Genomic DNA, 21,518 nt, shown 5'->3' with positions numbered 1-21,518 from the left:
GGTTGCGGGGTGGGTGCGGTATGCAGCTAACCCGGCGTGTGATCAGGGCTGAGGGCATCGCCCATGTTCGCGTGGGTCTTCGGGATCTGGCTTTCGCCAACGGGGTAGGTGTAGGTCTTAAACCGCCACAGCCCAGCCCGTGCAGGCCAGCTCGAAAAGCACCAGACTGACGCCATAGCGGGTAATGAACGGCGAGTCCGAGGCTGGCAGTGGGGCCGCTTTGCGGCCCATCGCGACGCAAGGTCGCTCCTACAGGGTGAGGTGGCGACGCAAGGGAATAGCAAATGGCTCAAGTTGAGTGGAACGCTTGCGCCGCTCTCGGGCATGGTAATCAGGCAAGGCGCGCTGCCAGCACTTTGCAGTAACCATTCACTGGCCAATGCCAACTGCCGAGGATTTTGCATGGATCAGAACAGAGACAGCCTGAAAACAACCAACCCTATCGCCGGGCTGCCGGGGGCAGTATTCGAGAAAGCCTGGGAGGTGCGTTGGGCCCTGAAACTCACCTACGTGTGCCTGTTCATGGATATGGCTTTCATGACAGCCCTGGGGACCACTCTGCTGGATTTCTCGGGGGACATGGCTACGGTCTGGGGGAATATCGGGCGGATCTTTGTGAGTGTCGTGGTGTTTTGCCTGGCCGTGTCGGTGTGCGTTCCAGTGCTTGCGCAGGTCGCGGTCATGCTTGGTTCCTACATCCCTTGGCACTGGCTACAGAGCCGGCGCGATTACTCCCTGCTGCACAATCACGTGACCTATAGCGCCTTGAAAGAGCACAGCCTTCGTGAAGGCAATGAGTTCCTGTTCAACTACTGGCGCAGCAAGAGCCAGCAACGGGAGGTATGGCGTCAGCAGCGTTACCAGGCCGGTGTCCTGGTATTCGGGCTGGTAGTGATGGCCATTGCCAACGCCAATGTCGGGGCGCATTACCAGTTGCCTGGCTTGATGCATCAGGTCACCGAGCTGATTGGCTGGGAGGGCTATCTGGTGCTGGGGGGCATTACGCTCTGCCTGTTGCACTGGGCGTGGTGGGCTGCGGATGAGATTGGCCAGATCTACTACCCGCCCTTGGCAGAAAAGCTGAGGGAGCGTGGCTACTGACGCCAGGGCATGTGAGCCAGGAAAACTGGCTCACCCGCTCACCCGGCTCAGCCCACCGCAACCGCCGCATTCAGCGCCAACACCACGATCAACCCCACCACCGCCACGATCGACTGCACCACCGAGATGGTCTTGGTCGCTTCCCCCATGGTCATGCCAAACGACTCTTTCACCATCCAGAAACCGGCATGGTTGGCGTAGTTGAAGAACAGCGAGCCACAGCCGATGGACAGGGCCAGCAAGGGCAGGTTCAGGCTGGGGTCGGCACCTGCCAAGGGGGCCAGCAGGCCGGCAGCGCCGACGATGCCAACGGTGGCCGAGCCGGTAGACACCGACAGCAGCATGGCGATCAGCCACCCCAGAATCAACGGCGGGAAAGCCGATTGCTGGGTCAGGTGCACGATGGCATCGCCAACCTTGGCGCTGGTCAGCATCTCCTGGAAAGCGCCGCCGCCGGCAATGATCATGATGATCGAGGCAATTGGCTTCAGGCTTTTGCCCAGCGCATCGCGCAACTGCTCGGCGTTGCCACCGCGCGCCAGTACCAGGCTGAAGCCTGCGAACAGCACGCCCAGCAGCATGGCGATCAGTGGGTTGCCAAGGAAGCTGGCCAATTCCAGCAGCGCATTGCCCTTGGGCAGCAGCATTTCGGCAACGGCGTGCACCAGCATCAGGATCGCTGGCAGCAGCGCGGCCAGCATGCCGATCAATACACCGGGGCGGGGTTGGCCGTCGGCCTGCTCAGCCAGGGTGAACTGGTCCAGCAGTGCCTGATCGGGGCGGGTGCTCATGCGCCGGGAAATGAACATGCCGTACAACGGGCCGCCCAGGATCATGGCAGGGATCGCGGCAAGGAAGCCGTAAAGCATGGTCGGCCCAACCGAGGTCTTGAGCACGGCAATGGCGGTCAGTGGGCCAGGGTGCGGAGGGACCATGCCATGCATGGCCGCCAAGGCGGAAATCACTGGCACACCCACGTACACATAGGCAGAGCCCTTGAAGCGCGCCTTGCCCTCCAGCTTACGTGCCACGCTGAAAATCAACGGCAGCATGATCACCAGGCCCACCTCGAAGAACATCGGGATGCCGATGACGAAGGCCACCAGCATCATCGCCCAGGGGATCAGCCGGTCGGGGGTGCGTTTGAGGATGACATCGGCGACCTGTTCGGTAACGCCAGCATCCGCCAGGATCTTGCCCAGCATGGCGCCAAGGGCAATCACCACCCCGACCGCACCCAGTGTCTTGCCGGCACCGGTGAGCAGGTGCGAAACGATACTGCCGGGTTGCATATGGGTCGCGAAGCCCACGCCAATGGACACCACCAGCAGGGCCAGAAGCGGGTGCATCTTCAGGCGCGACACGATCAGCGCCACCAGCACCAGAACACTGACCAGGGCGGTCAGCAACAGCTGAATATCTAAGGGAGTCATGCAAGGAGTCTCTGTTGGGCAGGCGCGTCAGTGGCAAACGGAAGGTGCACGCAGGACAAGCAATTGTGCGGCATGCAAAGGCGTCAGGGCGGGGAGTGCGATCATGAAACGATTCACCTTGTTATTTGGTCATCTATATGAATCTGGCCAGAGTATTTGCGGTCAACCGGGATACTGTCAAGGGTGGGCCCTGGCAGCCGCGGCGCCAAGCCCAGCCGCGAACAACCCATCAGGTGCTGAACAAACGCCGTTCCCGCGCCCACACGATCGCTTCACTGCGGCTGTGCACATCAAGCTTGGAATAAACCGTTGCCACGTGGTTGCGCACCGTGTTCAGCGCCAGGTTCAGGCGCGCCGCAATCTCCTTGTCGGCCAGCCCTTCGCAGATAAGCGCCAGCACATCCCGCTCGCGGCGGGTAAGGTCGGTGAACGAGGCGTCGGGCAACCGGCCGGTGTTGATGCGTTTGGCATTGGCCAGCTTCTCGATCAAGGTCTGGCTGAACCACGATGCATCCTGCATGACGGTCTCGATCGCCTCGACCAGTTCCAGCTCCGAGCGCTTGCGCTCGGTGATGTCCATCAGCACCAGCAGGTAGCACGGGGTGTCCAGCAGGCTCACTGTGTCGGCTTGCAGCATGCAGTCGAGCGGGTCGTCACCTTTCTTGCGCAGCTTCACATCCAGCGCCTCGATACGCCCGCTCTTTTCCAGCGCATCGAACACCTGCGCTGCCACCCCGCGGTCGGCAAAGAAGTCGATTTCGGCCACGGTTTTCCCGATCAGCTCCTGGGCGGTGTAGCCCAGGCTGTCGAGGAACGCTTCGTTGGCATCGATCAGTTGCTGCTTGTCGGCGCTGCACAGCAAGGTCGGCACCGGGCTCAGGCGAAACGCCTTGGCAAAGCGCTCTTCACTCTGGCGCAGGGCGTTCTCCGCCTTGCGCCGGGGCTCCAGGTCGGTGAACGAAAACAGCATGCAATCCTCTTCGTGCATGTCCAGCGGCTGCCCGGCCACGATCACCAGCTTGGTGCCACCTTCTGGCAAGCGCAGCTCGGCCTGCATCTGCGGGATGGTCGCGCCTTCTATCAGGCGCTCAATCGCCAACTCCTTGCGCTCGGCGTTTTCCAGCACGTCCACTTCATACACCGAGCGGCCAATGACGTTTTCCCGCACATGCCCGGTCATTTCCAGAAAGCCCTGGTTCACCTTGATGAAGCGCAAGTCGCTGAGGCGGCAGATAACGGCGGGGGCAGGGTTGGCGTTGAAGGTTTTTTCAAAGCGCTGCTCTGCGCTGGCCCACTCGGTAGCGTCGGCCAGTATCAGCACCAACGATTCGGCCTCGCCCTTGCTGTCTTCCAGCACCATGCTGCGCACCCGGTGTACCCGGCTGCGCGCCTCCTCATCGCCAACCGGCGAAACCTCGACCACGACATCGCTGAACACCTGCCCCGCCGCCACGCGGGCAATGGGGTACTGGTCGGCTTCCAGTGGATGGTTGTTGCGGTAGCGCAGGGCAAAGCGCTGGCGATAACCCTCGGCGTCCCCGCCCAGCTGTTCCAGGCTGTTGACCCCGTGCATGCGCAGGGCGGCTTCGTTGGCCCAGATGATGGTCTGGTCCACTTCCAGCAGCATCACGCCATCCGAAAGCCCGGCAATTATCTGCTGCAGCTGGCGGCGGTTGGTTTCACGGGCAAGCACGGCGTCGCTCATGGGCGTCCCCCGGTCGGTAGTGGCTGGTGTGGTGACTGGCGTTGAGCATAAACGCAGCAGGCACCGGCAGATTGGTGCCAATGCACTAGTGCGGGTGGGGCAGATGCATCAATACACCCTTGCATGGGACCCGCAAACTGGCCATGACGTTGCATCAGGCACCCGTGGCCGGTGCAGCCAGTTCCCATTGACGAGGATGCATAGATGACTGAAGCCTATGTAAGCACCCCGGCAAATGCCGTGAGCCCGCTGCGGGTGTCGTGGAGTGCAGTTTTCGCCGGGGGGGCCATTGCCTTGGCTACCTACCTGGTACTCAGTGTGCTGGGCACCGCCATCGGGGCCGGGGCCGTTGACGCGATGGCCGATGGCAACCCGCTGCGTGGCTTTGGCACCGGTGCGGGGGTGTGGTTGTTCGTCAGCACCCTGGTTTCGGTCGCCGCCGGTGCCTGGGTTGCCGGCCGCACGGCGCCGGGCCGCGGTGGCCTGCATGGCCTGTTGAGCTGGACGGTGACCACATTGCTGGCGACCTGGCTGCTGGCTTCGCTGGCCGGGGGCGTGGTCGGCACTGCCGGCAATATTGCCGGTAAAGGCCTGTCGCTTGCCGCGGATGGTGTGGCTGCCGCCGCACCGGCAGTCGGCCAAGGCATCAAAGAGCGCCTGGGTAAGCAGGGCCTTTCGCTCGACTGGGACAGCCTGGAAGCGGAGCTGAACAAGACCCTGCAGCAGTCCGGCAAGGCCGAACTGAACCCGTCGAACCTGGAGCAGCAGGCCGATCAGGCGCAGGCGCAGGGTGAGTCGGCGGGCCGTATTGCCGCCGAGGACCCGACCCAGGCCGTTGACCAGCTCAAGCAATGGTTCGACCGGGTACGCAAGGCCGGTGAGCCTGCGCTGAGCGCGGCAGACAAGCAGGCCTTGGTCAACATCGTGGCGGCGCGCACAGGCAAGAGCCAGCAGGAGGCCCAGCAGATCGTGGATAACTATGCCCGTGCCTACCAGCAAGCCGCCGAGCAGGTGCAAGTGCTCAAAGACCAGGCAGAGCAACAGGCGCGTGAAGCTGCCCAGGTGGCGGCCAGCAACGTGTCCAAAGCCGCCTGGGGCACGCTGGTAACCCTGCTGCTTGGCGCTGCCTTGAGCGTTGTGGCAGGCCGCTTCGCCCTGTCGTCACGCAAGACCCGGGTCGTGAATGTGTGATCACCCGCCCAGGTCTGCCCGTTTCACTGGTGTAACCCCAACCCACATGTACGGATGTCGTTGAAGGAGAAAAACCATGAGCAGCACGTCTGACAAAGTCAAAGGCATGGCCAACGAAGTGGTTGGCAAGGTCAAGCAAGCCGTCGGTAAAGCGACTGGCAATACCGAGCTGGAGGTAAAGGGCAAGGTGCAGGAGAAAAAGGGTGAAGCCCAACAAGTGGTGGGCGATGTGAGGGACGCCGTCAGCAAGGACTAGCCGACTGTCGCCCCACCCACCAGCGGTCGCCTTCGGGCGACCGTTCTTGCATGTGCCCGCTGCGCCCAGGCACTGCTCAGCGCTGGTACGCTTTGCCGAAGTGGCGTTCCAGGCGCGCTTGCACCAGCTCCAGCAGAATCGACAGTACCCAGTAGATGATGGCCGCGGTAGTCAGCATTTCCAGGTAACGGTAGCTGGAGCGCCCGTACGACTGGGCCAGGAACATCACTTTCCACACCCCCATCACCGAAATCAGCGATGAATCCTTGAGCATCGAGATGAACTGGTTGGCCGTGGGCGGAATGATCACCCGCATGGCCTGGGGCAGCACGATGTAGCAGAACGTCTGCGGCGGGCGCATGCCCAGCGCCAGCGCCGCTTCGCGCTGGCCACGCGCCACGCCGAGAATGCCGGCGCGGAAGATTTCACTGAGGTAGGCGCCGTAGTTCAGCGACAACGCAATGATGCCTGCGCTGATTGCGCCGGGCACCAGGCCGACCTGTGGCAGGCCCAGGTAAATCAGCAGAATCTGGATAAGCAGCGGCGTACCGCGGAAGAACGACGTGTAGAAACTGGCGATACCGACCAGCACCGCACTGCCGGACAAGCGCGCCAGGGCTGCGGCAAAGCCCAGCAGCACCGAGACCACCATCGAGCACAGGCACAGGAACAGGGTCAGCGCTGCGCCTTGCAAAAAGCCGTTAGGGCCCAGTTTGAAGCCGGCGAGGTTGGGGAACTTCTCCACAATGATCGCAAACTTCAGGTCGAAGCTGAGGAAGAACGCCACGAACAGACCGAACAGCGCCAGCCAGGTCAGCAGCAGCCGGGTGCGAAAGCCGAACAGGCTGGCGCCCGTGGCTTTGGCCGCGGGCTTGGGGGAAGAAGGGAAGGTGCTCATTTGCTGATATCGGCGCCAATCCATTTCTGCGACAGCTTGGCCAGCGTGCCATCGGCTTTCAGTTCGGCAAATACCTGGCGCACCTTGGCATCCCATTCAGGGTCGCCTTTTTCGATGGCCACCGAGTTGGGCTCTTCATACAGTGGGGCACCGGCCAGCTTGAAGCGCTTGTCCTGGGTCAGGCGCGGCTGCGCGGTCACCAGGTTGGTAAGAATGGCATCCAGACGCACGCCCGCGCCCAGGCCCAGGTCCTGGAAGGCGACGTTGTCGGTGTCGTAAGGCGCAATCTGCACAAAGTCGAAGGGGTAGTCGATCTTCTGGTCTTCCTTGCCTTCGATCACCAGGTTCTTGTTCAGGTAGCTCTCGTAGCTGGAGGCGCTGGTCAAGCCTACCTTGCGCCCATCCAGGTCCTTGGCGCCATGAATGCGCTCATCCTTGGCATTGACCACGATCACCGCCGGCGATGCGTAGTACTCCACCGGGAAGTCGAACACTTCGGCGCGGGCTTTGCTCGGCGTCATCGAGCAGATGCAGATGTCGTAGCGGCCGCTCCAGCGGCCGGCGGCGATCACGTCCCACGACGGGGTTTCCAGGCGCAGCTTCACGCCAAGCTTGTCGGCCACGGCCTTGGCCACATCCACGTCAAAGCCGTCGAGCTGGTTCTGGTCGTTGAGGAAGGAGAACGGCGGGTAGCTCTCCATCAACACGTTGACCATTTCCTTGCGCGATTCAACCCGCTCCAGCGTGGTACCTGCCAGGGCCTGGGACGCAGTGGCGAGCAACACGAGGCCCGCGCCGAGCACAGTAGAAAAGCGCATGTACATACCTGAAAAGTTTGCCAAAAAAGAGAAAGTGTATTTAATAGTTATAAACCTTTCTCTCATAATGAATTTTATTCATAAGTACCTTCAGAGTAGTTATATGACACAGCGCGCGATGGTTATTCTCGACGGCGGCATGGGCCGTGAACTGCAGCGCAGCGGCGCACCGTTTCGCCAGCCCGAATGGTCGGCGCTGGCGCTGACAGAAGCGCCCGAGGCCGTGGTAGGTGTGCATGCGGCGTTCATTGCTGCGGGTGCCCAGGTCATTACCAGCAACAGCTATGCGGTCGTGCCGTTCCACATCGGCGAGCAACGGTTTGCTGCAGAAGGCCAGCAGCTGGCCAATACCGCCGGCCAGCTGGCGCGTCATGCGGCCGATAACGCTGCGCACCCGGTTAAGGTAGCGGGTTCGCTGCCACCGCTGTTCGGCTCTTACCGCCCCGACCTGTTCCAGCCTGAGCGGGTCGAAGAAGTATTGAAGCCGCTGCTCGCCGGCCTGGCGCCACACGTTGATCTGTGGCTGGCCGAAACCCAGAGCGCCATCGCCGAAGTACGTGCCATCCATGCGCACCTGCCCGAGGACGGCCGCCCGTTCTGGGTGTCGTTCACCCTGCAGGATGAGGACGTGGATACGGTGCCGCGTCTGCGCTCCGGTGAGCCGGTAGCAGATGCCGTGCAAGCGGTAGTCGGGCTGGGCGCTGCAGCGGTGCTGTTCAACTGCAGCCAGCCGGAAGTTATCGGCGCGGCCATCGATGTCGCCCGTGCCGTTATCAGCCAGCAAGGGGCAGAGGTGGCCATCGGTGCCTACGCCAACGCCTTCCCCCCGCAGCCCAAAGAGGCTACCGCCAACGACGGGCTGGACGAGCTGCGCGAAGACCTGGACCCGCCGGGCTACCTTGCCTGGGCCAAGGGCTGGCGTGAACGCGGCGCCAGCATGGTGGGCGGCTGCTGCGGCATCGGCCCCGAGCACATTGCCGAGCTGAAGCGTCACCTCGGCTGACAGGTTCAAAGCCTTCTGTACGGCAAGCGAAGCGGCTAAGTTTTGGAATTGCTGGAACTGACGGTAAGGTTTCAGCATCTTCCATGCATCATGCGCCACGGGCAGTCGTGTTCGGACTGCCCAATGATGGAGCGCAGCGCTGAACGCCCGAAGGAGTAACGCCTATGCCTGAAAACCAGAAACGCAGGAGCACCATCAACCCACCTGTCTTTTTCACCAGTGCAGTACTGGTGCTGTTACTGGTGTTGTACGCCACAGTGTTCCAGGCGCATGCCCAAAGCGTCTTCGAGCATGTTCAGCAGTGGATCGTCACCAATGCAGCCTGGTTCTACATCCTCACCGTCGCACTGGTGCTGATCAGCGTCGTTTTCCTGGCCGTAAGCCGCTATGGCGACATCAAGCTGGGCCCGGACCATAGCGAGCCCGACTACCCCAACAAAAGCTGGTTCGCCATGCTGTTCTCTGCCGGTATGGGCATCGGCTTGATGTTCTTCGGTGTAGCCGAACCGGTGATGCACTTCATCAACCCGCCGGTGGGTGACCCCAATACCGTAGCCGCCGCCCGCGAAGCCATGAACATCACCTTCTTCCACTGGGGCCTGCATGCCTGGGCGATCTACGCCATCGTGGCGTTGATCCTGGCCTACTTCAGTTTCCGCAACGGGCTGCCGCTTACCCTGCGCTCGGCGCTGTACCCCTTGATCGGCGAGCGTATCTACGGCCCTATCGGCCATGCAGTGGACATCTTCGCCATCCTGGGCACGGTATTTGGCGTCGCCACCTCGCTGGGCTACGGTGTGCTGCAGATCAACAGTGGGCTGAACCACTTGTTCGGCCTTCCGATCAGCACCTCGGTGCAGGTCATTCTGATTGCGGTTACCTGTGCACTGGCCACGCTGTCGGTGGCCAGCGGCCTGGACAAGGGCATCCGTATCCTGTCGGAGCTCAACCTGGGCCTCGCTGTGATCCTGATGCTTTTCGTGCTGGCGGTAGGCCCTACGGTATTCCTGCTGCAGGCCTATGTGCAGAACACAGGGGCCTACCTGTCCGATATCGTCAACAAGACGTTCAACCTGTTTGCCTACGAACCCACCGACTGGATTGGCGGCTGGACCTTGCTCTACTGGGGCTGGTGGTTGTCCTGGTCGCCCTTCGTGGGGCTGTTCATTGCGCGCATTTCCCGTGGGCGCACCATTCGCGAGTTCGTGTGTGGCGTGCTGTTCGTCCCGGCCGGCTTCACGTTGCTGTGGATGACCGTGTTTGGCGACTCGGCCATACATATGATCCTGCACGGCGGTGTCAAGGACCTGGCCACGGTGGTGGATCAGGACAGCTCGCTGGCCTTGTTCGCGTTCCTCGAGCACTTTCCCTGGTCTACGGCCATCTCGATGCTGGCAGTGCTGATGGTGGTCGTGTTCTTCGTTACCTCGGCCGACTCGGGTGCGCTTGTCGTGGATATGCTGGCGTCCTCCGGCAGGGGCCATTCACCGCTCTGGCAGCGCGTGTTCTGGTCGGTCAGCATGGGCGCGGTGGCCATTGCCCTGCTGCTGGCCAACGGCCTCAAAGCACTGCAGGCGGCCACCATTGCCAGCGCCTTGCCGTTCGCGATCATCCTGCTGTTTTCCATCTGGGGGTTGTTCAAGGCCCTGGGGCTGGACGCCACACGGCGTGGGCTGCGCACCCAGGCACTGCCAGGTCAGCGGCAGGGCCGTCAGAACCACGGCGGCTGGCAGCGCCGCTTGCGCAACATCGCCATGATGCCGCGCAGGGCGCACGTTACCCGCTTCATCGCCGATGTGGTCAAGCCCGCGTGCGAAGAAGTGGCGCAGGAACTGCGCAAACAAGGCTATGAGGTGACCGTGGATGAGCGTGAAGACGGCCGCGTCACGCTCGAGCTATCCCATTCCGGGGAAGGGCGCTTCAAGTACGAGGTACGCCCCCGGGCATTCAATACGCCGAGCTTCGTCATGCGCGACGCCGATGACAACAGCGATGCGCGCAAATACTTCCGGGCAGAGGTGTACCTGCGCGAAGGCGGGCAGGACTACGATGTGATGGGCTGGAGCCGTGAGGATGTGATCGGCGACATCCTCGACCAGTACGAGCGCCACCTGCATTACCTGCACGTGGTGAGCTGATGCCGTTTACGTGCGGGCGATCGCTGGAATCGCCCGCACGTAGACCAGCTCGCAGATCAGCTCTATCAGTGTCTGGGTAATCACCGCCGCTGCCGCCAGCGTGCGCCACTGCTCTGGCAAGGCCAGCGCCAGCGGCAACACCACCAGCGAGTTGCGCGTCGCCGCACTGAACATCACGGCGCGCTTCTGCTGTGCCGGCAAGCCCAGCAGCCTCGCTGCTGCCCAGCCGATGGCCGGTGCCACCAGCGCAAAGCCCAGGTAAACCGGCACTACGGGCAGCAGTTGCGGCAGGTCGTGCAACACGATCCGGATCTGTGAAGCGATCACCACGAACAGCACCAGCGCCATCGCCGGTACGGGCATCCAGGCCCAGGCATCGTTCCAGCGGCTCACCCCCCGCCACTTGCCGACCAGGGCACTGGTCCACACGGCCAAGGCCAACGGCACGACGATCATCGCCACGAACGCCTGCACGAAGGGCCCTATCGCCAGGTTCAACGCCTGGCCAGCGTCGAGCATGAGCGCCAGGTAAAACGGCAACAGCAGCAGTTGCAGCAGCAACAGCACGGGGGTGGCGGCCAGCATGAGCCGCGCATCGCCTTTGCCCATGTGTGTGAACACCACCACATAGTCGATGCAAGGTGCCAGCAGTACCAGCAGGGCGCCTGCCAGCAAGGCCGGCTGGCCCGTCAGCCCGCGCGTCAGGCCCCACACCAGCAAGGGCGCCAGCACGAAATTGGCCAGCAACAAGGCAACCATGAAGCGTCGATTGGCCAGGCTCGCGCGCAGGTCCAGAAAGGGTATCTGCAAGAACATGGCGTACATCAGCATGGCGATGGCGGGTGTGATCAGCACTTCCAGCACTGAAGCACCCCCACTGGCGAAAACGCCGAAAGCGCAGGCCGCCAGCACGGTGGCGAAGTAGATGAGCGTTTGCCGGGTTTCGAGTTGGTCTCTGGTCAAGGCGCTACCTGCTGAAAAAAATGGCAGCGCCGGTCTTGCAATGCGGCGAAGCGCGAACGTGCTGCGCCGCAAGCCATGTGTAAAGCCGGCGCGCAAAAAACCCGGCATTGAGCCTAATGCCTGTCAGTTAAGCGTTACTGGGGCTGCTTTGCAGCCCTTCGCGGGCACGCCCGCTCCCACACGTTTGGCGCTGAACTCAAGAGATGCGCGATCCCTTGTGGGAGCGGGCGTGCCCGCGAAGGGTCGCAAAGCGGCCCCCAATTACTTAACTGACTGGCATTAGGCCTCGAGCCGGGCTTTTCCTCTGGCGATCAGCGATCAGTTGCCGTAAACCGGCAGCTTCTTGCAGATGGCCTTGACCTTTTCACGCACGGCATCGATCACCGCTTCGTTGTTCAGGTCGGCCAGGATGTCGCAGATCCAGCCAGCCAGTTCCTTGCACTCGGCTTCCTTGAAGCCACGGGTGGTGACGGCTGGGGTGCCGAAACGCAGGCCCGAGGTGACGAACGGCGAACGTGGGTCGTTGGGTACCGAGTTCTTGTTGACGGTGATGTAGGCTTTGCCCAGGGCAGCGTCCGCATCTTTACCGGAGATTTCCTGCTTGATCAGCGACAGCAGGAACAGGTGGTTCTGGGTACCGCCAGACACCACGTCGAAACCACGCTCGATGAACACTTCGGCCATGGCCTGGGCGTTTTTCACGACCTGCTGCTGGTAAGCCTTGAACTCAGGCTGCAGGGCTTCCTTGAAGCAGATGGCCTTGGCGGCGATGACGTGCTCCAGCGGGCCGCCCTGGGCGCCAGGGAATACGGCGGAGTTCAGCTTCTTCTCGATTTCTTCGTTCTTGCGCGCCAGGATCAGGCCGCCGCGTGGGCCGCGCAGGGTCTTGTGCGTGGTGGTGGTGACCACGTCGGCGAACGGTACCGGGTTCGGGTACACGCCAGCGGCAACCAGGCCGGCAACGTGAGCCATGTCGACGAACAGGTAGGCACCCACCTTGTCGGCGATGGCACGGAAGCGGGCGAAGTCCAGCACTTGCGAGTAGGCGGAGAAGCCGGCAACGATCATCTTCGGCTTGTGCTCGACAGCCAGGCGCTCGACTTCGTCGTAGTCGATCAGGCCGTTGCCGTCGATGCCGTACTGGATGGCGTTGTACAGTTTGCCCGAGGAGCTTACCGAAGCACCGTGGGTCAGGTGGCCACCGTGGGCCAGGCTCATGCCCAGGATGGTGTCACCGGCCGACAGCAGGGCCAGGTAGACAGCAGCGTTGGCCTGGGAGCCAGCGTGCGGCTGAACGTTGGCGTAATCGGCACCGAACAGCTCTTTGGCACGGTCGATGGCCAGTTGCTCGACGACGTCGACGTACTCGCAACCACCGTAGTAGCGCTTGCCTGGGTAGCCTTCGGCGTACTTGTTGGTCAGCACCGAGCCCTGGGCTTCCATGACAGCCGGGCTGGTGTAGTTTTCCGAGGCGATCAGCTCGATATGCTCTTCCTGGCGCAGGGCTTCTTGCTGCATGGCTTCGAAGAGCTCGGCGTCGTACTTGGCAATGGTCAAATCACGGCTGAACATGGCGGTCCTCAAGGATCGGGGTAGTTTGGGGGGGCATTCTAACCGATTGATTCGCGGCTGGCATATGAAGTGGCGTCAAGTCGCGGACCAATGGGTCTCATGTTGCATCCCGCGCCGTGTCTGGGCTGAGCGGGGGTTGGAGTTGACTTTGAAGTCCGGTTTCTGGGGGGCTTTGCGCCCCATCGCCGGCAAGCCGGCTCCCACAGGTTGGCACATGGCTGGAAGTTGGAGCGGTCGGTGTGGGAGCGGGCCCGCCCGCGAAGAACCCGGCGCGGAGGCTGGCACCGGCTACGCCGGTGTTCGCGGGCACGCCCGCTCCCACAAGGCCCTCCTAAATCAATAGGTGCGATGAGGGCAGTGCAGGCAGCGTCAATGGAACATGAACAACGTCTCGTTGGCAAACTGGGCCTCGAACTGATGCGCCGGCATCGGGCGCCCGAACAGGTAGCCCTGCACTTCGTCGCACCCGTGCTCGCGCAGGAACTCCAGTTGCTCGTGGGTTTCCACGCCCTCGGCGATGACCGCCAGGTTGAGGCTGTGGGCCATGGCGATGATCGCCCGGGCAATCTGCGCGTCCTGCTCGCCTTCGGGCAGGCCGTCGACGAAGGTTCGGTCGATCTTCAGCACGTCGATAGGGAACTGCTTGAGGTAGTTCAGCGACGAGTAGCCGGTGCCGAAGTCATCCACCGCAATGCTCAAGCCAAGGTTCTTCAGGCTGGCCAGTATCTGCAGCGCCTCGTTCACCTCACGCATCAGGATACTCTCGGTCAGTTCCAGCTCCAGACACGCCGGCGGTAGCCCGCATTCCTCGAGGATGGTGGCAATCCGGGTGCCCAGCTGGCCATCGGAGAACTGCCGCGCCGAGATGTTCACCGAGACCTTCGGCACCCGCACCTTGGCCTTGTGCCAGGCCTTGAGCTGGCGGCTGGCCTCGCGCAGCACCCAGTCCCCCACATCCACCACCAGGCCCAGTTCCTCGATCACCGGGATGAAGTCGCCGGGCGGTACCAGGCCGCGGGTCGGGTGCCGCCAGCGCAGCAGCGCCTCGGCACCGGTCAGGCGTTTGCCATCGCCACTGAACTGCGGCTGGTAGTACAGGATGAACTCGTTCTGCTCCATGGCATGGCGCAAGTCGCTTTCCAGCTCCAGGCGCTCCAGGGCGCTGGCGTTCATCTCGGCCTGGTAGAACTGGAAGTTGTTCTTGCCGCGTTCCTTGGCGTGGTACATGGCGGTGTCGGCGTTTTTCATCAGCTGGCTCAGCTCGCTGCCATCCTGCGGGCTGAGGGCGATGCCGATACTGGCGGTGACGAAGAACTCGCGGTTTTCCAGCACGAACGGCCGCACCAGGCTGGCAAGGATGTTCTCGGCCACATGGATGGCGCGGTTCAAGGCCATTTCCCGGGTCGCGCGCGGTTGCAGCAGCAAGGTGAATTCGTCGCCGCCCATGCGCGCCACGGTGTCGTCGTCGTCCACGCAGGCCAGCAGGCGCAAAGCCATGTCCTTGAGCATGCGGTCGCCGGCGGCATGGCCAAGCGAGTCATTGATCGGCTTGAAGCGGTCGAGGTCGAGGAACATCAGCACCACCCAGGCCTTTTGCCGCTCGGCCTGTTGCAGGGCGTTGTACAGGCGGTCCTGGAACAGCGTGCGGTTGGGCAGGTGGGTGAGGGCGTCGTAGTAGGCCAGGCGGTGAATGCGTTGCTCGCTGGCCTTGCGCTCGCTGATGTCGGTAAAGAAGCACACGTAGCTGGCCAGGTCGCCCTCATCGTCCAGCACTGCGGTGATGCCGACCCAGGCCGGGTAGTGGTCGCCGTCACGGCGCTTGAGCCACACCTCGCCCTCCCAACTGCCGCGCTGGTGCAGTTGCTTGACCACGTAGCGCAGGTGGCTTTCCTGCTGTTCGTCGACCGTGAGCATGCTGGGCAACTGGTCGAGCACGTCGCTGACGGCGTAGCCGCTGACCCGGCTGAACGCTTCGTTGGCCTGGACGATATAGCCGGCCGGGTCGGTGATGAGAATCGCCGAGGTCGAGTGCTCGAATACCGTCGCGGCCATGCGCAGGTCTTTTTCTGCGCGGCGCTGCTGGCTGATGTCGCGGCCGACCCCCAGCACACCTTCGAAGCGCTGGTCGTCGTCCCACACCAGCACCAGGCGCAGTTCGATCGGGATCTTGCGGCCATCGGCGCGCAGGCAGTCGAACAGGAACAGCTGGGTCGGCAGCTGGCTGCGCAACTGGGCCAACTGCTCGGCGTCGCCCATGGCCTTGCTGACCCGCTCCATCAGGCTGTAGATGCCGGTGAGCTGGGCCGGGTTGGCGATGATCGACTGCCAGCCGTTGGTGAAGATCCACTCGGCCTGGTAGCCCAGCACGCTCTGCACCGACGGGCTGACGTAGTTGAGCTGGAGCAGGCTGTCGGTGGAGAAGATCACGTCGCTGATGCTTTCGGCCAGCATGCGGTAGCGCTGCTCGCTGTCACGCAGCGACTGGCTGGCCTCGATCTGTACGGTGACATCCTTGCCAACGCCGATGATGCGCGTTACCAGGCCTTCGGCGTTGCGGGTCAGTACCTGCTCACGGATGTCGTAGCAGCGCCAACTGCCGTCCCGGTGGCGGAAGCGCAATTGACAGTGCAATTGCTGGTCGTGGCCATTGTTCCGCTGTTGCTGGCGCAAGGCCTGGTAGTGCGCGGCGTCTTCGGGGTGCAGCAGCAGTTCCCAGAAGCGCTCGCCCATGTGTGCCAGCTCGGTACGGTCGTAGCCCAGGGTCTGGCCGAGGTGGCGGTTGCTGAAGATCATCCGCTGGCTGAGCACATCCTGCACGTACAGCTGGTCGGGCACGGTGCGCACCACGTCGGACCAGAAGCTTTCGCGCTCCAGCAGCGACAGTTCGACCTGTTTGCGGCTGGTGATGTCGCTGATGCTCAGGATCACCGCCTGGTAGTCACGCCGTTGTTGCGGCAGGCGCGCCATCAACCACAGGTGCAACTCGCCACCCAGCGGTGACGGCAGGCGTACTTCCAGCTCCAGCACCTGGCGCTGTTCGATCAGCGCGTCGATCAGTTGCATGCCGATGCTGTCGCGGCCATCGCCGGTGCCGTCGATCAACCGCTGCCAGGCGCCTTCGTGGCAGTCGATGTTCAGTAACTGGCGGGCCACCTGGTTGACTTCGGTGATCTTCAGTTCCAGCAGCAGGGACCGGCGCAGGCCTGGGTCCAGGGCCAGGCTGTGCTTGAGTGCGGCGCGGTTGCGCAGGTGGTAGCGGTCCAGCTGGCCCGGTAGGCTCGACAAGTCGAGCACGCACAGGGCCACGCCGGTGCCTTCGAAAATTTCCTGGTAGCGCCGGCGGTCTTCCTGCAGCGCACGCTGGCGCCGGCGCATGTTGATCAGGGCCAGCACCGGCAGCAGGGCGCAAAACAACACCAGCAGGCATTTGCCGATCAGCGCCGGCAGCAGCTTCTGTTGCATCAGCTTGGCGTCGAACAGGCCGCGCAGTTGCCAGGTGCTGTTGTCGATGAAGGCCAGCATCACGCTTTGCAGCGGTTCATCGCTGGTAGCGGTGGGGGCATGGCGCTGCAGCACTTCGCCGGTGCGGCTGTTTTCCAGCAGCCACAATGGGTGGGTGCCGCTGTCCAGGTGCAGGGTGAGCTCGCGGTAGTAGTCTGGCGACAGGCGCAGCAGCCAGTAGCCGCGGTCCTGCTCGGTGGCCTGGCGCAGCAGCATGTACAGCGTGTGGTTGTCGGGCGAATTGGAGAAGAAGTACGCACGCCCCTGGTTCAGCGCCAGTAACTCGTCCAGCCACTGCCGGTCCGGGCTGCCGGCCAGGCTGTCGGCGCGCAGCTGCCCGGTGCTGTCCAGCCAGGCCAGGCTTTGCAGGTCGGGCAGGCGCTGGCGCAGGGTATCCACCAGGCTGGGCATGGCTGCGGGCGTCGGCGGGCTGATGTAGGGCCATTCACCGCCTGCTGGGCCTTGAACGCCATGTTCAGGTTCAGGTGGTCGGCCATTTCCACGCTGGCATCCAGGCTCTGCGCGCGCAGGTCGGCTTGGGTGTGGTTGAACTGGGCGAACAGTTGCCACAGCAGCAGGCCCAGCAGGATCAGGGCCAGCAGCGCCAACGTGCCCTTGATCGACCCGCGCAGGGTAGAGGCGGGTGCTTCAGGCGCGGAACGCAGTGACGACGGGTGAGTAAGATTGATCAAGCGCTGATCCTGCGATTGGGCTGGCGATGGCAGGGACGAAACGTGCACGGCATGTACCGATGTCCGGCAGTCACACCGTGGTGGCGCACTATAAGGCCGGACACCCGAAACCGGCTAGCATGCCTACGATTATGGCAAAGTGCCAGCCATCTGGACCGATGGCGACTGCCCGCCGGTTCGGCAAGCCCCTGCAACCTGTGCGAGAATGCCGCCCGCTTTACATGACAACGCATCGGAGATGTTCGCTTTTGGTTACTCACTTTTCCTCCAATGGCCTCGATTCCGCCTGTGGGCGTAGCAGTCAGACCCTTGTCAGCACTGCCGTGACCGAGGACGTATCCTGCAAGTCTTGCCAGCGTTCGCTGAGCAAACCTGAAGCGGCCAGTTCGGCCAAGCCCAAGGCCCCGTCGCTGGCTGAACTGCGCAAGACCGCCAAGGCGGCAGTGCCGGCAGTGGCTGCGGCCCACAAGCCTGCAGCCAAGGTGGTCAGCACTGCCCCTGCGGCCGCCCAACCCGCGAATGTTGCCGAGCAGCAGCCTGCCCGCAGCAGTGGCTTCAGCGTGAAGTCTGCCTGGGCCGCGCGCCTGGCCGAGCAGGGTGACCGTTGCCGGTTGCCGCGTGGCAAGGCCCGGCAGCGTCACGTCTGAGCCATCTCGGCAGCTGTGCCGCCCCTTTCGCGGCTAAAGTCGTGAAAGGGCCGCCACAGGCAACACATTTCCCCATAGATCACACCGTTCCCTCCCCACCATCGCCCCGCCTATGAAACGCCGTGCGATGGCGTAGAATGGTCGCCTTTGTTCAATTACACCCAAACACACATCTCCCTGGTCAGCGCGCCAGGGCGATCGTCGATGTCTTTACTTACCTGATTAGAGGGCTTGGTTTTGGCTCAATACGTCTACACCATGCATCGGCTGAGCAAGGTCGTGCCGCCGAAGCGGGAAATTCTCAAGAACATTTCCCTGTCATTCTTCCCAGGCGCCAAGATTGGCGTGCTCGGCCTGAACGGCGCCGGTAAGTCGACCCTGCTGCGGATCATGGCGGGCGTCGACAAGGAATTCGACGGCGAAGCCCGTCCGATGCCCGACATCAACGTGGGCTACCTGCCCCAGGAACCGCAACTGGACCCGACCAAGACCGTCCGCGAAGTGGTCGAAGAAGCGGTCAGCGTGATCAAGGACGCCCAGGCCCGCCTGGACGAGGTGTACGCTGCCTACGCCGAACCGGATGCCGACTTCGACAAGCTGGCCGCCGAGCAGGCCAAGCTGGAAGCCATCCTGCAGGCCGCCGATGGCCACAACCTGGAGCGCCAGCTGGACGTCGCTGCCGACGCCCTGCGCCTGCCGGCCTGGGACGCCCGCATCGAGCACCTGTCCGGTGGTGAGAAGCGCCGTGTGGCCCTGTGCCGCCTGCTGCTGTCGGCCCCCGACATGCTGCTGCTCGACGAACCAACCAACCACCTGGATGCCGACTCGGTGGCCTGGCTGGAGCGGTTCCTGCACGACTTCCCGGGCACGGTGGTGGCGATTACCCACGACCGTTACTTCCTCGACAACGTCGCTGGCTGGATCCTGGAACTGGACCGTGGCGCCGGCATCCCGTACGAAGGCAACTACTCGGGCTGGCTGGAAGCCAAGTCCGAGCGCCTGGCGCAGGAGTCCAAGCAGCAAAGCGCCCATGAAAAGGCCATGAAAGAGGAACTGGAATGGGTGCGCAAAGGCGCCAAGGCCCGCCAGTCCAAGTCCAAGGCCCGCCTGCAGCGCTTCGAAGAAATGCAGTCGCAGGAATTCCAGAAGCGTAGCGAAACCAACGAGATCTACATCCCGGCCGGCCCACGCCTGGGTGACAAGGTCATCGAGTTCAAGAACGTCACCAAGGGCTATGGCGACCGCGTACTGATCGACAACCTGTCGTTCGCCATGCCAAAAGGCGCGATCGTCGGCGTGATCGGTGGTAACGGTGCTGGTAAGTCCACCCTGTTCCGCATGCTGATGGGCAAGGAACAGCCGGATTCGGGCAGCATCGAAATCGGCGAAACCGTGCAACTGGCTTGCGTCGACCAAAGCCGCGAAGACCTGGACGGCAGCAAGACCGTGTTCCAGCAGGTGTCCGACGGTTCCGACATGATCAAGATCGGCAACTACGAGATCCCGTCGCGTACTTACGTTGGCCGTTTCAACTTCAAAGGCGGCGACCAGCAGAAGTTCGTCAAGGACCTGTCCGGTGGTGAGCGGGGTCGCCTGCACCTGGCGTTGACGCTGAAGGAGGGCGGTAACGTCCTGCTGCTCGACGAACCGTCCAACGACCTGGACGTGGAAACCCTGCGTTCGCTGGAAGAAGCCCTGCTGGACTTCCCGGGCGCCGCGATCGTGATTTCCCACGACCGTTGGTTCCTTGACCGTGTGGCGACCCACATCCTGGCGTACGAAGACGACTCGAACGTGGTGTTCTTCGAGGGTAACTACACCGAGTACGAAGCCGACCGTAAAAAGCGTCTGGGTGACGCTGCTGCCCAGCCGCACCGGGTACGGCACAAGAAACTGGCCCAGTAAGCCAGTGCCTTGATGCACAGGAATGGGGCCCTTGGTGGCCCCATTTTTGTGCCTGACGTTTACGGGTGTGGCTGTTTGAAGGCCAGTATTGCGGCTTTTTTTGTATACACTTATATAAAACGCACCAAATAAATTCAGAAAAACGACATTTCGCCCTGTTCCGGTGCGATTGCTTCTTGGTACATTCCCGAAAAACCAATAAGTCCAAAATCTTCGGTGAGATGTCTACCATGATCGAATCTGTCGACAGTTTCCTCGCGCGCCTGCAACAGCGCGACCCAGGCCAGCCCGAGTTTCATCAGGCAGTGGAAGAAGTGCTGCGCACGCTGTGGCCCTTCCTTGAGGCCAACCCTCATTACCTGCAGTCCGGCATTCTGGAGCGTATGATCGAGCCGGAGCGTGCGGTGCTGTTCCGCGTGTCGTGGGTCGATGACCAGGGCAAAGTGCAGGTCAACCGCGGCTACCGTATCCAGATGAGCAGCGCCATCGGCCCGTACAAGGGCGGCTTGCGCTTCCACCCCTCGGTCAACCTCAGCGTGCTGAAATTCCTGGCCTTCGAGCAGGTCTTCAAGAACTCCCTGACTTCGCTGCCCATGGGCGGTGGCAAGGGCGGGTCGGACTTCGACCCCAAAGGCAAGAGCGACGCCGAAGTGATGCGCTTCTGCCAGGCGTTCATGAGCGAGCTGTACCGCCACATCGGCGCCGACTGCGACGTGCCGGCCGGTGACATCGGCGTGGGTGCCCGCGAAATCGGCTTCATGTTTGGCCAGTACAAGCGGCTTGCCAACCAGTTCACGTCGGTACTGACCGGCAAGGGGATGACCTACGGTGGCAGCCTGATTCGCCCCGAAGCCACCGGCTACGGTTGCGTGTATTTCGCCGAGGAAATGCTCAAGCGCCAGGACAAGCGCATCGACGGCCGTCGCGTGGCGGTGTCGGGCTCGGGCAACGTTGCCCAGTATGCCGCGCGCAAGGTCATGGACCTGGGCGGCAAAGTGATCTCCATGTCGGACTCCGAAGGCACGCTGTATGCCGAAGCCGGCCTGACCGATGCCCAGTGGGAAGCATTGATGGCGCTGAAAAACGTCAAGCGGGGCCGTATCAGCGAGCTGGCCGAGCAGTTCGGCCTGGAGTTCCGCAAGGGCCAGACCCCTTGGAGCCTGGCATGCGACATCGCCTTGCCGTGCGCCACGCAGAATGAACTGGGCGCCGAAGACGCCCGTACCTTGCTGGCCAACGGCTGTATCTGCGTGGCCGAAGGCGCCAACATGCCGACCACCCTGGAAGCGGTGGATATCTTCCTGGAAGCCGGCATCCTCTATGCCCCGGGCAAAGCATCCAACGCCGGCGGTGTGGCCGTGTCTGGCCTGGAAATGTCGCAGAATGCCATGCGCCTGCTGTGGACTGCCGGCGAAGTGGACAGCAAGCTGCACAACATCATGCAATCGATCCACCATGCTTGCGTGCATTATGGTGAAGATGCGGATGGCCGGGTCAATTACGTGAAAGGTGCGAACATCGCCGGCTTTGTCAAAGTGGCGGATGCGATGTTGGCTCAGGGCGTGGTTTGATCCGGGATCGCAGGGGGCCGCTTTGCGGCCCGTCGCGATACAAGGCACCTCACCCTTCAGCGATCACGTCAGTCACTTCGATCACCAATTCCCCAACCGGCCGCTGCCACACCACCTCATCCCC

Annotated in this window: 14 protein-coding genes and 1 pseudogene; 8 read left to right on the top strand and 7 right to left on the bottom strand. The window is 62.7% G+C overall.

What is annotated here, in order from left to right; all coding sequences use genetic code 11:
- Positions 1-402: 402 nt before the first annotated feature.
- On the top strand, positions 403-1,101 hold the full coding sequence (locus DMX12_RS27010; RefSeq protein ID WP_009686076.1) for a hypothetical protein: 699 nt from the start codon (positions 403-405) through the stop codon (positions 1,099-1,101).
- 47 nt (positions 1,102-1,148) lie between these two features.
- Here DMX12_RS27010 and DMX12_RS27005 read toward each other — a convergent pair whose 3' ends face one another.
- A complete protein-coding gene (locus DMX12_RS27005; protein WP_110679926.1) occupies positions 1,149-2,534 on the bottom strand; it encodes a GntP family permease in 1,386 nt (461 codons plus the stop codon).
- Positions 2,535-2,763: 229 nt separating this feature from the next.
- A complete protein-coding gene (locus tag DMX12_RS27000) occupies positions 2,764-4,239 on the bottom strand; it encodes a PAS domain S-box protein (protein WP_110679925.1) in 1,476 nt (491 codons plus the stop codon).
- 204 nt (positions 4,240-4,443) lie between these two features.
- On the opposite strand from DMX12_RS27000, the gene DMX12_RS26995 reads away from it, so the two are divergent.
- Positions 4,444-5,430, top strand: a complete 987-nt coding sequence (locus DMX12_RS26995) for a hypothetical protein (protein ID WP_110679924.1) — start codon at positions 4,444-4,446, stop codon at positions 5,428-5,430.
- A 76-nt stretch (positions 5,431-5,506) separates the two neighbouring features.
- Entirely contained in the window at positions 5,507-5,686 is a 180-nt protein-coding gene (locus DMX12_RS26990) for a CsbD family protein (protein ID WP_110679923.1), read from the top strand.
- A 76-nt stretch (positions 5,687-5,762) separates the two neighbouring features.
- On the opposite strand, the gene DMX12_RS26985 is transcribed toward DMX12_RS26990, so the two are convergent.
- Together DMX12_RS26985 and DMX12_RS26980 are read right to left on the bottom strand one after the other, a co-directional pair.
- Positions 5,763-6,584 carry an amino acid ABC transporter permease gene (locus DMX12_RS26985; protein ID WP_110679922.1) on the bottom strand — a complete coding sequence of 274 codons (822 nt, stop codon included), beginning with the start codon at positions 6,582-6,584 and terminating at the stop codon, positions 5,763-5,765.
- Positions 6,581-7,402: an ABC transporter substrate-binding protein gene (locus tag DMX12_RS26980; protein ID WP_009686082.1), complete on the bottom strand. Its 822-nt coding sequence runs from the start codon at positions 7,400-7,402 to the stop codon at positions 6,581-6,583. Before DMX12_RS26980 ends, DMX12_RS26985 begins: the two co-directional genes overlap by 4 nt.
- A 118-nt stretch (positions 7,403-7,520) precedes the next feature.
- Between DMX12_RS26980 and DMX12_RS26975 the strand changes: the two genes are divergently transcribed.
- Both DMX12_RS26975 and DMX12_RS26970 read left to right on the top strand, forming a co-directional pair.
- On the top strand, positions 7,521-8,405 hold the full coding sequence (locus DMX12_RS26975) for a homocysteine S-methyltransferase family protein (RefSeq protein WP_177411289.1): 885 nt from the start codon (positions 7,521-7,523) through the stop codon (positions 8,403-8,405).
- A 164-nt stretch (positions 8,406-8,569) separates the two neighbouring features.
- Entirely contained in the window at positions 8,570-10,543 is a 1,974-nt protein-coding gene (locus DMX12_RS26970) for a choline BCCT transporter BetT (RefSeq protein ID WP_110679920.1), read from the top strand.
- A gap of 6 nt (positions 10,544-10,549) precedes the next feature.
- On the opposite strand, the gene DMX12_RS26965 is transcribed toward DMX12_RS26970, so the two are convergent.
- From DMX12_RS26965 to DMX12_RS26950, 3 genes and pseudogenes are all read right to left on the bottom strand, one after another.
- Positions 10,550-11,506 (bottom strand): arsenic resistance protein, encoded by a 957-nt coding sequence (locus DMX12_RS26965; protein WP_110679927.1) that lies wholly within the window; start codon positions 11,504-11,506, stop codon positions 10,550-10,552.
- A 318-nt stretch (positions 11,507-11,824) separates the two neighbouring features.
- Complete coding sequence (gene glyA / locus DMX12_RS26960; RefSeq protein WP_009686086.1) at positions 11,825-13,078, bottom strand: serine hydroxymethyltransferase; 1,254 nt, start codon at positions 13,076-13,078, stop codon at positions 11,825-11,827.
- A 369-nt stretch (positions 13,079-13,447) separates the two neighbouring features.
- Positions 13,448-17,271: pseudogene (locus DMX12_RS26950) on the bottom strand (EAL domain-containing protein).
- Positions 17,272-17,519: 248 nt separating this feature from the next.
- On the opposite strand from DMX12_RS26950, the gene DMX12_RS26945 reads away from it, so the two are divergent.
- From DMX12_RS26945 to gdhA, 3 genes are all read left to right on the top strand, one after another.
- Positions 17,520-17,918, top strand: a complete 399-nt coding sequence (locus DMX12_RS26945) for a hypothetical protein (RefSeq protein WP_110679919.1) — start codon at positions 17,520-17,522, stop codon at positions 17,916-17,918.
- 237 nt (positions 17,919-18,155) lie between these two features.
- Positions 18,156-19,823, top strand: a complete 1,668-nt coding sequence (gene ettA / locus DMX12_RS26940; RefSeq protein WP_054913280.1) for an energy-dependent translational throttle protein EttA — start codon at positions 18,156-18,158, stop codon at positions 19,821-19,823.
- 230 nt (positions 19,824-20,053) lie between these two features.
- A complete protein-coding gene (gdhA, locus tag DMX12_RS26935) occupies positions 20,054-21,394 on the top strand; it encodes an NADP-specific glutamate dehydrogenase (protein ID WP_110679918.1) in 1,341 nt (446 codons plus the stop codon).
- Positions 21,395-21,518: the final 124 nt, after the last annotated feature.

It is taken from the genome of Pseudomonas sp. MB-090624, assembly GCF_003205245.1.
Classification (GTDB): domain Bacteria; phylum Pseudomonadota; class Gammaproteobacteria; order Pseudomonadales; family Pseudomonadaceae; genus Aquipseudomonas; species Aquipseudomonas juntendi.
The sequence above is the reverse complement of the archived record's forward strand: the minus strand, read 5'-3'. Positions and strand labels throughout refer to the sequence as shown.